This is a genomic window from Lentilactobacillus diolivorans DSM 14421, assembly GCF_001434255.1.
Lineage (GTDB): Bacteria > Bacillota > Bacilli > Lactobacillales > Lactobacillaceae > Lentilactobacillus > Lentilactobacillus diolivorans.
Window position 1 is genome coordinate 88,561 of the sequence record NZ_AZEY01000068.1, and the last position, 14,567, is coordinate 103,127.

The following is a 14,567-nucleotide window of genomic DNA, read 5'->3' on the forward strand; positions in this document are numbered from 1 at the left end:
ATCGGAACTAACAAAAGCACAGAAAGCTGGGTGATAGAATGTCAAACGATCAAACCAGTCAGGTCAGCTATCCGATTATTTTACATCCCGAAAGAATTGGATACAGTGTCGAGATTCCTGACATTAATTGCGGTACATGGACCCAGGGCGATATAAAAGCAGAAGCATTAGCGATGGCCAGGGACTTGATTATCACAATGTTAACCGGCGAATTGCAGTATCCATCCCCCACCCCACTCGAACAACTTAAGTTTTCACCAGCCGCTGGTGACATTCCCAAGCTCGTGTCAGTCATGCTGGATCGACATTAATATCAAGCCAAAAGCAATATTAAATTTGAGCACACAAAAAGCACAGCTAGCAAAACAAGATTTACTTGTTTTGCTAGCTGTGCTTTTACTTTGACTTACATTATCGGTTAGCGGCCGTTCGAAAAAACGATCTCAACATTTGAAAACATGCCTTTTAAAATAAGTCCAAATTAGTCCTCTTCTTTATAAACATACTGTCTGGTCATTGGTAGATCAGTACCACTCGGTGCATTTGTCAGTAAGAACTGCATGACATCAATGTTGCCAGCCTCAAACGAAGCTGCGGCGCCTTGGAGATACAATGACCACATTCTTGAGAATGGCTCACCATACTTTTCTTTAACCTGATCGATAACCTTAACATAGTTGGCGTACCAGATTTCCAAAGTTTTTTTGTAATGACGACGCAATGGTTCCAAATCGGTAAGCTGCAAACCAGCGTCCATAATATGAGTCAGGTTTTCAGCCACATTGGGAATATAACCACCCGGGAAAATGTACTTATTCAAGAATGGATCAACCCCAGCACCTTCGTGTTGGCCGGTAATCCCATGAATCAAAGCGCGGCCATCAGGGGCCAGGAACTTCTTGATTTCTTTAAAGTAGAGGCCCAAATTCTCTTTACCAACGTGTTCAAACATCCCCACCGAAGTCACATAGTCAAATTGGTCATTGACTTCACGATAATCAGTCAATAAGACGTCCACTTTATCTTCCAAGTGACGGTCCTTGATTTGCTGCTTAGTGTATTTATATTGTTCCTCACTGAGGGTAATTCCGGTGGCGTGCAGGCCGAACTCTTCAGCAGCCATAATAATTAAGGTTCCCCAGCCACTGCCGACATCAAGAAGTCGTTTGCCGGCCACCGGCTTCAATTTATGCAAAATATGACGATCCTTATTAATCTGGGCCTGCTCCAAAGTGTCAGTATCATGCTCAAAATAAGCGCACGAATAAGTCATTGATTTATCCAGCCATAATTGGTAAAAATCATTACCAATATCATAGTGACTTTGAACATCCTTCTCACTCTCTTTTTCAGAATGAGAAATCTTTGGTAAATGTTTTAGGAAAGGATTGTTGGTCAAAAAACTCCCGGCTTGACGGTAAGCTGATGCCACCAATTCTTGGATACTACCAGTAATTTCGATATCACCGTTCATGTATGCTTCCCCCAAAACAAGCGTTGGTTTGGAAGTCATCTCTTTCAACGGAATTTCTTTTCTGATTTCAATTTTTACTTGTGGCTCTCCGTCACCGTATGTTTCAGTCTTGCCATTCCAATATGTCACCTGTACTGGAATATCAAACGCGCGACTCAATAGTTCACGATAAACCGTTTTCTCTAACATTTCAAAACCTCCATCAATAAATTGGTAATAGTAACAGTTTAACTCTTTTTACCCATTAAAATGCAAGCCTTAATTTCAAAAAAATGAAAAGTAATTGATTAAGGTGCTGGATCAATCAAAACAAAAAGAGACCCACTACAGTCTCATAGCCAATCTCTCGATCATTGTTAAAAGATTAGTTGGTATAGGTGCCAACCTTGGGTAACTTGGCCAACACCGACTTCTTATGCGGTGCCTTGGTAATTGCATCACTCAAATCCTTGCCCGCTACATGGCCATGATGCTTGCCATTAATCCATGCATCGACGTTAGTCACGTCATAAACAATTCCGTCGACGGCGACAAACGCTTTGCGACCGTCTTGACCATCAAACTTTGCTAACTGTGCTTTGGTAAAATGAATTTCTGCCATTATTAATCTCTCCTCATTTATTTAATCAATATTATCCTTCTTGGTTGTTCGGATTACCCGCTGCAACCAATTTAAAATCAGTTTTCTTATCCTTAACAACTGCGTAGAGAATTTGATCATTCTGATCATCAAAATAACCTAAATTAATTGCGGGATAACCATCAATCGTTTCCACTCCTTCAAAGCGATCAAAAATAAATTGTTGGACTAAATGGGCAATTTCCCCTTTCTCCTCAGCTTTTTGAGCGGCAACCGCCAATGTATAACCCTGATCCAACAACATCTTCATTTGATAAACTTTCATCAATGTACTATATTTAAACTTTCGATTTTGGCCCTTGCCTTGGTCACTCGTAATATAGCCCTTGCGTTCCCAATACCTTAACTTTGTTTGGGAAACACCGGTCGCGTTTTCGACATCGCCGATGCCAAGATGCCAGTCATTTTTTTGGAGGATTTTGGCAAGCTTTTGTTGAAATTCCTTGTCCACACTGAGGCCTCGTTTCTCATTTCTTGAATTTTGTAACAGTTTCCATTGCCGATGCAATCACGTTTCAATTATTAAATTGTCTGATATGCGAAGCGCATTTCTTAACATTTAGTATATATTTTTAAATACAGTTGTCAAGATAATTGACAATAATCACAAATGAGTTTATATTAGTCAAGAATCGTTTTTGAAAGACGAAATTATTTAGAGAAAAAGAAGGTAGTAAATCGTGGCTAAAGCGCAAGATATTAACGGGAAAGCTTATAACCGTGGGATGATGATTGTCATTCTTCTGATTGGAACATTTTGTACGGTTTTAAATCAGACCATCCTATCAACTGCATTTCCAACTATTATGAAGGCATTTGATGTTTCAACATCAACGGTCCAATGGCTCACAACCGGATTCATGATGGTAAACGGAATTATGATTCCGATTAGTGCATGGTTAAGTACCCGTTTCAACACAAAAATGTTGTACATCAGTGCAATGTCGATTTTCCTAGCCGGAACAGTTGTCAGCTACATTGCCCCCACATTCGGCGTTTTACTAGCTGGCCGTTTAATTCAGGCTGTTGGTGTTGGAGTGACAATGCCGTTACTTCAAACAATTATGTTATCAATCTTTCCACCCGCTAAACGTGGTACTGCAATGGGACTTGCCGGAATCGTGATTGGTCTGGCACCTGCCATTGGTCCTACCTTATCCGGATGGGTCATTGATAACTGGACTTGGCGTGACTTATTTGGGATGATCGTTCCTTTGATGATCCTAGTCATTGCGGCCAGCTTCTGGTTCGTTAAACCCGTCCTGCCAACCAAGAAGGAAGCAATTGATGTCTTATCAGTTGTTCTCTCAACCGTTGGATTTGGAAGTGCCCTTTATGGGTTCTCATCAGTAGGTGATGACGGTTGGGGCAGTGCCACAGTGATTTCAACCTTAATTATTGGGGCAGTCTTCATTGCCTTATTCATCTGGCGTCAATTAACAATGAAAGAACCTTTCTTGGAATTCCGAGTTTACCGTTCAACACCTTTTACTATCTCAGCTATTTTGAGTTCCGTTACGATGATGGCTATGGTTGGAGTTGAAATGGTTATTCCATTGTATCTCCAGATTGTTAAAGGAATGTCAGCCTTTGAATCCGGATTAACATTATTGGCCGGAGCTGTGATGATGGGAATTATGAGTCCAATTACCGGACGAGCCGTGGATCAGTATGGTGCTAAACGACTTTCGATTATCGGAATGTTCCTGCTTACTCTTGGCTCCATTCCATTTATCTTTATTACTAAAGATACTTCAACCATCTATATTGTCTTCTTCTATGCGGTACGGATGTTCGGAATTTCAATGGCTATGATGCCAGCAACGACAGTGGGAATGAACTCGCTACCAGTTAACTTACTAAGCCACGGAACTGCCGTCAACAACACCCAACGACAGATTGCCAGTTCAGTTGGAACGGCCATCTTAATCAGTATTTTAACAAATGTCACGAATAACAATATGCCGGGTAAGCATCTATTGAAGTCAAATCCTTTGGGATATCAGACAAGTGCCATTAACGCAACCTTAACTGGTTATCATGCTGCTTTCTTAATTTCATTTATCTTCTGTCTACTTGCATTGGTAACGGCCTTCTTCTTGAAGAACCGGGCACAATCAAGAGATTATACGAAAGGACATGGTGAAAAATAATGATTTTACTCACATTAGCAATTAGCGTTGTCCTCTCGTTTATCTTTTTCGTCTATATCGAAAACAAGCCGTTGAGTAACATCTTAACGGTCATTGCCATTCTAGGTGCCGTTGCTTCGACATTCTTCATCGTTAGAAATGACCGGGATCACTTCGGTATGGAAAAGGCTACGACAACAACAAGCCAACAACTTTATTCAGTTGGTAAGTCAAAGCAAATGCAGATGTTATTGTATCAACCAATTGGAACAGCTAATAAGAAACAGGTTTATATTTATCAAACGTCCGCAAATGCTAAGAAAAAGTCGCATACCCAAGCTAAGGATACGACTCATAACAAAGTTATCCGCACAAATGCAACGACCCATATGGTCACGAAAACGACCCGTTGGCAATACAAAAACAATGCCTCTAAGCTATGGTTTGGCATCGCTGATGAAGGTCACAAATTAGTTAAGCGTCAAAACACACTTTACGTTAATAAAAACTGGTTAGTCCTTTCAACTACTCAAGCCAAGGCTTTGCAAAAGAAGATGGCAAATAAAACTTACCAAGCGCAATTAAAGGCTCAAGGTAAAGCATTTGTCACTAAACAAGTCATGGCTGCGATGAAGAAAAACCCAACCATGTCAAAAGCTGCTCAAGCTAAGATTGCTAAACAAGCTCAAGCTGAATTTCAGGCTCAGGCTTTGAAAAAAGTAATTGATGATATTCAAAAATAAACAGAGTGGACCAGCAAGCGTTTAGACTCCAGAATATAAGTCCCCTAACCTTAATGTTCCTGGTTTTGGAATATTAAGGTTAGGGGACTTATATGGCCGGAGTCTGCTTGCTGGGCCACGTTTCAACTATAGAAAAAGTTCAACAAGGTATCCCGGGCTTTAATATTGAATAACTCGGTTACACGACCGGAAGTTGCTTTTTGCCTTCGCTCTGTAGTAAATCGCGTTTACAAAAAAAGACTGGGCAAAATGATTATTATCCCAGCCTCTAAGGATTCAGTCAGGATCGGTATCAGATCTGACTGAATCCTTTTTTGTTATCTTCAAGAACAACTTAATTATTATACTCACTGAATGAGGGCTCTGAATTTCTCCAAGAAGTACTCCAAATCATCATGTTTACCAATTGTAATCCGGATGTACCTTGGAAAACCCCAAGGTGTCCCATCCCGAATAATGACCCCTTGTTCCATCAACCGCTGAGAAACGATCGTGGCATTTGGTGCATCATCCGGTAACTTTGCAAACACAAAGTTCGCTTCTGACGGGGCAACTTGGCAGCCCAACAATCCCAGTGCCTCAACTAACATCGCTCGATCGCCGCGAATCTTAGCCAACGCTTTATCAGATTGTGCCTGATCAAATTTAATCGCTGCTTCAGCACCAGCTAAAACGGTTCGGTTGGTATTAAATGGCTCTGTCACCGTATTATAGGCTTGAATTGCCTGTGGGTCCGCCAAAATATACCCCAGACGGGCACCAGCCAGTCCATAAAACTTGGAAAATGTTCGCATGACAATGACGCGTTTTTTGCCAATGTATGGGACAAAATTAAACAGTTTGTCTTTGTCAGCGAAGTTGGCGTACGCTTCATCAACTACGACCCAAACGTCATCTGGAAGATCATCCATAAACTGCTTTAATTTAGTTTTATCCGTTAACGTTGAAGTCGGATTATTAGGATTACAAATCCAAATTAACTTGGTTTTGCTGGTGAACTTTGCCTTGAAAGTATCCAAATCAAATTGGAAGTCATCAGTCAATGGGATTTCGATCACCTTAGCCCCCATCAACTTTGATACTTCACGATAAAGTCGATATGACTGTTGGGCAATTAAGACCTCATCACCTGTATTTAAAAACATTTTCGAAATGGTTTCAATAATGTTACCAGCACCACTGCCGATCGCAACATTCTCAGGTTTTAATTTAAATTGGTCAGCCAACAACTTTTCCATATTGACAAAGTCATCTTCCGGGTATCGATTTAGTGAATCAATACTGCGGATCATGGCTTTTTTTGCATGGTAATAGGGACCATATGGATTTTCATTAGATCCCAATTTAACCACTTTATTCAAATGATATTTCCGCCGAACCATATCCTCAGTATCGCCCTGAATATATGGTTGGACAATATTAACTTCTTTTCTAAACGTTTGATCAAACTTTGCCAAAACAATCACCGTCCCCAATCAAATAATTAAAATTGACTCACTCATATTATTGTAACGTTCTTATTCGGTTTCCGGTCATTTAATGCCCATTATTGCCGAATCCACTTTGCAACGCTTGGCCAACTACTATTATTAATAATGACCCGGGGCGTAACTTTCAAATCACTCTGATTGGTCACGATGCCATTGTTTAAAGTCAAAATAGCTTTCAAACCAGGCTGCTCAGCTAAAAACTTCTGAACCTGAGGCGTCCCACTCCCATATGGATAAGTAAAAATAGGTGATCGATAGCCAATTTTGCGCTTTAAAACCGTTTGACTGGTTGCATAATCATGCTTAAATCTTACCAAATTGCCTGGCAGATTGAAGACCGGCGTGCCGTTATCAACCAAATAATGCATTCGGTTCGTATGAACAGCAAAGGTTGCCAAACGGCCGGCCTTTTTTTGCATTCGTTGAATTGCCGGCCACGTTGCTAATTTCTCACCAGCTTTGTACCAGCCTGTGTTGCCAGTAATAATTGAATCCGTAAATGGATAATGGTACTTCAGCAGCACTGGGAATGCGTTGTTGATCACCGTACGGTCGATATCGTCAAACGTAATCACAACGTAGCGACCATGAATGGGCTGGCGGTTGGTGACCATATGAATCAATGTTGGCAATGAAATCACCCGAATATGGTGAGTTTGTAAATAGGCCATCTGGTGCTTAAAACTCGATAAATTCACGTTAAAATCGTGAAATTGACTATTAGGTGACACTTCTTCATCAAATTTAACGATATCATTATCGGTATCATCAAGAACCCGGTGATAGCAGAAAACCATCACACCGTTTTTAATCCGTTCATCGTACTTGGAAATGGCATAACTGGGGCGATTGCCGAGTTGATATTTAATGTTGTGACGGACAGTGACCGCCAGTAATGCCAAGAAAACAAGAATAAACGTGGTCAAAATCCACTTTCGTTTTGTTTTACTCATCTTTTTTCGCCTGCCGTTCCAACTTTTTGATCCGCCACCAACCAAAAGTGATCATGATACTGGCAACAACCAAGACGAGAATCGCAAAGACAAAATATGAGTGAAACGACAGGTTGAGCACCAGGTAATCCGAAACTAACGAATCAGAATAAGCATTAAATAAAAAGCAAAAATTAATATAAATAATATAGCCGGTAATTAGCCAAAGACCAATTAAAATCACCGCACGTCGAAACATCGTTAATAATGAAGAATGCTTCCGGATAATCAAATCTGATGGAATTCTTGTCTTTTTCATCTTCAAAGCCCCCGATCCGGACTGCTCCAACTACCAACATGTTTTGGATCCAAGAAAAATGATCCCAAAGCAGTTAGACAGCTAACGAGATTAATAAACCAATAGAAAACAACATACAATGGCAGTAACAGCAAATCCTGCCAGCTAATAAAATCCGACTTCCGCGAATCAGCGAATCCAATTAAGAATTGAACCAGACTGATCAATAATAGTAGGAAAAGAATGACCCCATCCATAATCAAATCACCAGTAAAGGCAACGGTAATCAAATAAAACAGGGTCACGAATGAACAACTGATTGCCCACAAATCACTCAAAATCATGTCTAAGAGCAACCACTGTTCACTCAGTCGACCAGTGATTAACATGCCACGATTTCGAAATAATACTTCAAAACCGCCCCGGGCCCAACGCCGGCGTTGATGAATTAAATCCTTAATGTGTTCAGGAACCAAAATCCAGGCGACCGATTGTGGGCAATAAATGACCCGCCAGTGGTGATGATAAAGTCGCCAAGTGACATCGATATCCTCAGTAATCGCGTCAGCATTCCACCAGCCAACATCGGCCAAAGCTGCCTTGCGATATGCGACAACCACCCCAGAAACAGTCGTAATATGGCCAGTTACAAAAGCTTGACCGCGCTTAATAATATCGATAACGCCAACATATTCCAACAATTCCAGTCGGCCAAAAATACTGGTTCGATTTCTAACAATCGGTTTGCCAGCAACCGCCCCAACTCTGGGATGATCATAAAATCTCGCCAACATCGGCTCAAGAACGTGAGAGTCAACGTAACAATCAGCATCCAAGCAAAGCAAGTAAGTTCCCTGGGCTGCTTTGGCGCCAACATTTAACGCGTTCGCCTTCCCCTGATTAGGTTCAACGTCAATGATTTTAACGGGAAATTGTCCGCTGAATTTAGCGGCTAACTCATGCATGACTGTTAAAGTCTTATCGTCGCTCCCATCATTAATCAAGATAAGTTCAATCTTAGAATAGGTTAAGTTGGCAACTGATTGAACGACTTGATCCAAAGTTTCGGCTTCATTATGAGCTGGAATCAATACTGAAACCAGATCAGCCGGTTGCCCCGCATGTAAATTTCGAAGTGGCACTTTTCGTTGTTGAATGGCAAAGAAAACTGATCCAATAATCCAAACCAGTGAAACAATCACTGGATATAAAATAACAAATGAACTAAGCGTCTGCATCTTAAATCCCCCCTTATGAATCATAAAAATGATCTGTTTTTCCCTTCAGACCTCCAAGATCATTCGCAGCCATCGTCAAAAGAAATAATAATTTCCATTTTCTAAGATAGCGGCTTTTGTGCCAACCTTAAAAAGGTTTCGATAAACTTATTCCCCGCTCGATAGATCTGTTTATCGGTAATTGAACCTGCAGAATCGGCCCAAAACGACACACTGCTGCCAACAATACCATGCAATGATTTTAGTTTGGTAGCAGAATCATTATCCCACAAAGTTGGTTTCCAGTAGCGCTTCATATCGTTACTCATATAGGCCACATCCCTTTTCGAAATTCCCTTTTTCGTAATATTGAAATACAGATAGTAGTCGTTGTAATTCAGCACCTTAAAGTGATTGGCAATCAACCTGGGCATCGATGCCCAAGTCTTACGCCGTTGCTTTCCCAGTGTTCCAAACTGATCGGCGGTCCAATTCCAATACGTCACCTGAATGTGGTGATTAATCGCCTTCAAACTGGTATTCAGGAAGCCATCATTCCAAGCTTCCGGGATGAACCCAAGCTGCTCAACATTCATACTGGTTGCATTTAAGTATTTAATATAAGCAGTATTCTTGGTCATTTTATCCGTAAATTCATCACCGCCCAAATGAAATCTCGCATTCCGTTGGCCAGCAAAGTCATCAGCTACTTCATGATCTATCCGTTTAACAAAGTTGATACTGGCTTGATTAAGATGCAGTTCATCGCCATAACTATTTGAATGCCAACTTAGCTTTTTGGCCAACGCAGCTTTCCCGGACGCTTTGAGTGTGTTAACCAAACCGGTAACATGGGCCGGTGTATCAATCTCTGGAATTAACGTAACTCCCCGCTGCTTCGCTAACCTCAGTAACTGCTGAATTTGCTGATTGCTATAAAAGGCTTGATGCGTCCGATTATTCCGCCAAATACCGTTTTTTTTCGTTGCCCGGCTAATCGTTTGACCAACGACAGCGTTCTCAATTGCAAAGTCCTTATCGTCGGTAAAATGAAGTTGCACGAAACTGCCATGATGATCAGCTACGAATGTGATAAATTTTTCCAATGTACTAACTTGATAATGATGTCTTGATACATCTAATGTGATGCCATTGAACTGACCATTTTTGACACGATCGGCTTTTTGGGCCGTGGTTGCCGTTGAATGACAGCCCATTAATAATAAGATAACTGGTATAACTAGTAACCAACGTTTTCGTAACATTGGCATCCCCTTCTTTAATTCATTATATTTTGAACAATTACAATTGATTTAAAAGCTGAACCTATCGTAACAAAACTAAGTCATAATGCTAGTAACGATATCTAAAACACCGAAATTATTAGAAAGCTTTAAGAAACGTTTTAAAAAGTTTGTAAAATACTCAGATATATATTAACCCACATGACAAAATATAAGCATTTTAACAGCGCGGTATGTTGAACTGAGTCATCAAATAGTAAAAATTGATGTGTGACCAAAAAAGACCTGTCAGCAAAAATTAGATTCTGCTAACAGGTCTTTGATCACATATTTGATTCTAATTATCGGAAATTACTGGTTATTAATTTCAACTGATTCCATCACAACAGCCTTGGTTGGCTTGTCTTGAGAATCACGGTCAACTTTACTAATTTCTTTAACAATATCCATGCCATTAATAACCTGGCCAAAAACCGTATGCCGAAAATCCAACCAAGGAGTTCCACCATTCTTGTAAGTTTCAACAATGTCATCAGGATAACCGGCCGCCTTCATTTGACCAACCATGCCATCATCGACATGCTCGTTAGATACGATGAAGAACTGGCTGCCATTAGTATTCGGACCAGCATTAGCCATGGACAAGGCGCCGTTAATATTAAATAATTCTTGTGAAAATTCATCTTCAAAATTATGACCGAAACTGCTCTCACCACCAGCTCCCGTTCCAGTCGGATCCCCGCCTTGAATCATGAAGTCGGGAATAACCCGATGAAAAGTCACGCCGTTGTAATAGCCTTTTTGAGCTAAGGCCACAAAGTTCTCAACAGTTTTGGGTGCTTGTTCTGGAAATAATTGGACAATGATATCTCCGTAATTTGTTTTGATAGTGGCCTTTGGACCAGTTGCATTTGCTAAATCAAGTTGTGGTAACGTCATTTTATTTTTCTCCTTAACATTCAAGTGTAAAGTGCATCAATTAATTCGGGTTAATCTTCTCAGTTATGATAACAAATATCCCCTAGTTACGACGCTCACGTAAACTTAAGATTACCACACCCAGTGCAAAAAGTCAGCAACAATCCCCGATTGTTAAATCACACAAATTCATTCAAATAAGGTAAAATAGTTGTGATTCTTTTGTTGTGAATCTTCTAACGAGGTATTGAATATGGATAATAATTTGTCTCACTGGCAGAAAAATACGTTTTTATTTCTGACCAGCCAATTTTTAACCGGGATCACTAGTATGATCGTCCAATACGCAATCATCTGGTATTTAACCAAGGCTACGGGTTCGGCAACTGTCCTTAGCTTTGCAACTATTCTGGGAATGCTGCCAATGGTTTTACTTAGCCCATTTGTTGGCCCATTAGTTGACCGCTGGAATAAAAAAGCCCTTTTAATCGTCCCTGATCTCGTGGCGGCCTTATTTGCAATTATCTTATCGATCTCTGGAACGATCTTTCATGAATTTCCACTTTGGCTGATTTTCGTTTCATTACTCATGCGATCAATTGCCCAAACGTTCCAAATGCCGACAATTCAAGCCATTATTCCAACAATGGTTCCTGAAAAACAGTTAACCAAAACCAATGGTCAATTGGGAATGGTTCAATCTGCCAATATGATCATTGCTCCGGCCGTTGGCGCCTTTCTATTTTCAATTATCCCGATGAAAGCCTTAATCTTGCTCGATGTGCTGGGAGCAGCTATCGGGACGATCATGATTTGGTTGTGGGTAACAATTCCCGAACACAAGATTATCGACGGCGCCCTCCATGTTCTGCACAATACTAAATTGGGCGTCCAACAGCTTGTTAACAATAAGGGACTTTGGTACATCACAATCATCGGCGCGGTCTTTACACTACTCTTTATGCCGGCAGCCAGTATGTATCCCTTAATGACAATGTCTTATTTTCACGGAACCGTTGGTCAGGCCGGGCTGATTGAAGTGATTTACTCTGGCGGGATGCTGGCCGGTGGCGCAATTATTGGTATTTGGGGTGATTGGAAAGATCGGATGAAACCGGTTATCATTGCTTTTTTCGCAGTGGGAATTCCAATTGGAATCAGTGGCCTGCTTCCGGGTAATCAAACCGGCTTTTGGTACTTTGTCGTCCTCAATGCAATTGCCGGCTTTGCAACACCTTACTTTAATACCCTGCTAATGGCGATGATTCAGCAAAGCTATCCGCCACATCAATTAGGCCGGGTACTAGGGGTTCTGAATTCACTACTTAGTTTGACCGGTCCACTTGGATTGGTTTTTGCCGGACCACTTGCTGATGCTATCGGTGTTGAACAACTGTTTGTCATTGCGGGAATTGGCACCGTTCTCTGTGGCATTGTCGCCATCTTTATGCCGCTGGTTAGAGGATACGACGTCCAGTTACAGGCTCGACGAAAAACGTTGGAAGAAACTATCAAAGATGACTAACCTTCGTGAGATTGGCTAAACCAACTTTGGGCTCAACCTGATCGCTTCTCAGGTCTAAATCCGAAATCAACCGGTTAGTCAATTTTATCGACAATCTGGTGTAATTCTCGGATATGGCGTTCAGACACCGGACAGGTATTCTTTCCAACTCGATTTAATAACACATGCGGTGGCTTCCCAAATACCCGCCGGACATTGTTGGGATTGACTAAGTAGCTTCGATGACAACGATAAAGGATTTTAAACTTGCGCTCAAAATCAATTAATTGACCGTAGATAGGGATAATCGTTTTATTTGTGTACAAAATTAATTGATTAGCTTTTTTAGGAACTGATTCAATCAGGACAACATCATCAATTGGTATCTCATAATATTTTTCATTTACATGATAGACAAACGTTTCACTTTGAGTCGGTTTGCTAGTTGTTATTTTTCGCAACGCCAATTTAATATCTTGGCGGATAGTCTGTTCAAATTGGCGTGGTCCGACATCTTTAGGGATGAAGTCCATTGGCAAGGTATTATGCGTAACTGCCGGCATGACTAACTCTCGATGCTTCGTCACAAAAACAATCTGAGCGTTGGGCATCCGCCGCCGAATAAAGATCGCTAAATCAATGCCATCGCGAACCTCTCCAGTCAAAATAATATCTAGGAAAAACAGCGCATCCTTACCTCTATTGCGCTCAACATATTCCTTAACCTCGTCAAATTTCTCAGTAGCCAAAGCGACTTTTACCGGCAGCCTTTCAAACTGACTATATCGTTTTACAAAACCAGTTAGATAATCCAATCGATCCAAGTCATCCTCTAATACAATTACGTTCATCATCTATTTCACCAACCATCACAGATTTTTCGACAGTGTCTATAAATTAGATACGAAAAGGAGATTAAAAGTAACGGAAATTTCTAAAAGATAACCAAAATTTATATCAAATTTTTACCTGGAATCTTAAAAGACGCTCTAATCGCAGTCATTGTTGGCAATGCGATTAAAGCGTCTTTTGATTACTCATTAAACCGAAGTTTTCGCCTATTTTGTCGAAGTTTCAGTAAGTGCCCGAATCTGTTCTTCCAATGATGGCACCGGCTTTTGCAAAACATCCGGTAAATCAGTCGTTTCTTCTTCCAAATTATGATTTCGAATCATTTTCTGAATCATTGTCATCATGGCATCAACTTGATCAGGAACGTACTTACGCAAATTAGCCATAAACTCATCATCAGAAACGCTGGCAATTTCAAATTGCTTACCAGTTACTTTTTGAAGGGCATCCGCTAGATCAGTATACGAATGCATTGGACCAGTAAACTCATAGATTTCTTTCGGCTGATCGTTTGTTAGGACCGTAACCGCAGCTTGCGCGTATAGCTCCTCGGGTGCCCAACCAACCTGGCCGTCACCGGCTGAATAGACAAATGGTTCACCATTATGAGTGCCTTCGATAAATGACAGTTCATCTTCCAGATACCAATTATTTCGAAGAAACGAATGGGCAATACCGGATTTATTGATGAGACTCTCAGTGGTCTTATGATCAGCCGCCAAAGGTGCCTCAGTCGTATCAGCATGGGGGAAACTAGTGTAGGCAATAAATTTTACCCCCGCCTTTTTGGCAGCTTCAACAACGTTTTTGTGCTGGTCAATCCGTGACATCGCTGCACCAGGCTGAGACGAAATAAGCAGCAATTTATCAACACCTTTAAGTGATTCAATTAATTGCTCCGAATCTTCATAAGTGCCAGGGCGCACATCGACTCCTTTTGGATATAGTCTTTTAGCTTTTTCAACGTTTCGCGCTAATGCAATGACAGTATCTTGTGGCTTAACAAGTTTTTGTAAATACGGAACGGCATATTTTCCAAAGTGGCCCGTTGAACCCGTAACAGCATAATTCATGGCTAGCAGCCTCCTAAATCATTTAATTAATGTATCCCGTGGATCATTAT

At 40.9% G+C, this 14,567-nt stretch carries 15 protein-coding genes; 4 read left to right on the forward strand and 11 right to left on the reverse strand.

What is annotated here, in order from left to right:
* Positions 1 to 38: 38 nt before the first annotated feature.
* Positions 39 to 311, forward strand: coding sequence for a type II toxin-antitoxin system HicB family antitoxin (locus tag FC85_RS06945; RefSeq protein ID WP_057864805.1), 273 nt, complete (start codon positions 39 to 41; stop codon positions 309 to 311).
* Between the two features lie 170 nt (positions 312 to 481).
* On the opposite strand, the gene FC85_RS06950 is transcribed toward FC85_RS06945, so the two are convergent.
* From FC85_RS06950 to FC85_RS06960, 3 genes are all read right to left on the reverse strand, one after another.
* Positions 482 to 1,663 (reverse strand): SAM-dependent methyltransferase, encoded by a 1,182-nt coding sequence (locus FC85_RS06950; protein WP_057864806.1) that lies wholly within the window; start codon positions 1,661 to 1,663, stop codon positions 482 to 484.
* Positions 1,664 to 1,838: 175 nt separating this feature from the next.
* Entirely contained in the window at positions 1,839 to 2,075 is a 237-nt protein-coding gene (locus FC85_RS06955; RefSeq protein ID WP_057864807.1) for a cytochrome b5 domain-containing protein, read from the reverse strand.
* A gap of 31 nt (positions 2,076 to 2,106) precedes the next feature.
* On the reverse strand, positions 2,107 to 2,565 hold the full coding sequence (locus FC85_RS06960; protein WP_057864808.1) for a MerR family transcriptional regulator: 459 nt from the start codon (positions 2,563 to 2,565) through the stop codon (positions 2,107 to 2,109).
* 229 nt (positions 2,566 to 2,794) lie between these two features.
* Here FC85_RS06960 and FC85_RS06965 point away from each other — a divergent pair, with 229 nt between their 5' ends.
* Entirely contained in the window at positions 2,795 to 4,267 is a 1,473-nt protein-coding gene (locus FC85_RS06965) for an MDR family MFS transporter (RefSeq protein ID WP_057864809.1), read from the forward strand.
* On the forward strand, positions 4,267 to 4,989 hold the full coding sequence (locus tag FC85_RS06970; RefSeq protein ID WP_057864810.1) for a DUF4811 domain-containing protein: 723 nt from the start codon (positions 4,267 to 4,269) through the stop codon (positions 4,987 to 4,989). Before FC85_RS06965 ends, FC85_RS06970 begins: the two co-directional genes overlap by 1 nt.
* A 347-nt stretch (positions 4,990 to 5,336) precedes the next feature.
* Here FC85_RS06970 and hisC read toward each other — a convergent pair whose 3' ends face one another.
* The 6 genes from hisC to FC85_RS07000 all read right to left on the reverse strand — a co-directional run bounded on the left by hisC (position 5,337) and on the right by FC85_RS07000 (position 11,109).
* Positions 5,337 to 6,446: a histidinol-phosphate transaminase gene (gene hisC / locus FC85_RS06975; protein WP_057864811.1), complete on the reverse strand. Its 1,110-nt coding sequence runs from the start codon at positions 6,444 to 6,446 to the stop codon at positions 5,337 to 5,339.
* A gap of 89 nt (positions 6,447 to 6,535) precedes the next feature.
* Complete coding sequence (locus FC85_RS06980; RefSeq protein ID WP_057864812.1) at positions 6,536 to 7,432, reverse strand: polysaccharide deacetylase family protein; 897 nt, start codon at positions 7,430 to 7,432, stop codon at positions 6,536 to 6,538.
* Entirely contained in the window at positions 7,425 to 7,730 is a 306-nt protein-coding gene (locus FC85_RS06985; RefSeq protein WP_057864813.1) for a hypothetical protein, read from the reverse strand. Before FC85_RS06985 ends, FC85_RS06980 begins: the two co-directional genes overlap by 8 nt.
* A 2-nt stretch (positions 7,731 to 7,732) precedes the next feature.
* Positions 7,733 to 8,947 carry a glycosyltransferase family 2 protein gene (locus FC85_RS06990; protein ID WP_057864814.1) on the reverse strand — a complete coding sequence of 405 codons (1,215 nt, stop codon included), beginning with the start codon at positions 8,945 to 8,947 and terminating at the stop codon, positions 7,733 to 7,735.
* Positions 8,948 to 9,048: 101 nt separating this feature from the next.
* A complete protein-coding gene (locus FC85_RS06995; RefSeq protein ID WP_186825066.1) occupies positions 9,049 to 10,191 on the reverse strand; it encodes a family 20 glycosylhydrolase in 1,143 nt (380 codons plus the stop codon).
* Between the two features lie 330 nt (positions 10,192 to 10,521).
* On the reverse strand, positions 10,522 to 11,109 hold the full coding sequence (locus FC85_RS07000; RefSeq protein WP_057864815.1) for a peptidylprolyl isomerase: 588 nt from the start codon (positions 11,107 to 11,109) through the stop codon (positions 10,522 to 10,524).
* 232 nt (positions 11,110 to 11,341) lie between these two features.
* Between FC85_RS07000 and FC85_RS07005 the strand changes: the two genes are divergently transcribed.
* Positions 11,342 to 12,613: an MFS transporter gene (locus tag FC85_RS07005; RefSeq protein WP_057864816.1), complete on the forward strand. Its 1,272-nt coding sequence runs from the start codon at positions 11,342 to 11,344 to the stop codon at positions 12,611 to 12,613.
* A gap of 74 nt (positions 12,614 to 12,687) precedes the next feature.
* Here the strand turns inward: FC85_RS07005 and FC85_RS07010 are convergent, their stop codons facing one another.
* Both FC85_RS07010 and FC85_RS07015 read right to left on the reverse strand, forming a co-directional pair.
* A complete protein-coding gene (locus FC85_RS07010; RefSeq protein WP_083485026.1) occupies positions 12,688 to 13,446 on the reverse strand; it encodes a LytR/AlgR family response regulator transcription factor in 759 nt (252 codons plus the stop codon).
* Positions 13,447 to 13,650: 204 nt separating this feature from the next.
* Positions 13,651 to 14,517 (reverse strand): SDR family oxidoreductase, encoded by an 867-nt coding sequence (locus tag FC85_RS07015; RefSeq protein WP_057864818.1) that lies wholly within the window; start codon positions 14,515 to 14,517, stop codon positions 13,651 to 13,653.
* Positions 14,518 to 14,567 lie beyond the last annotated feature (50 nt).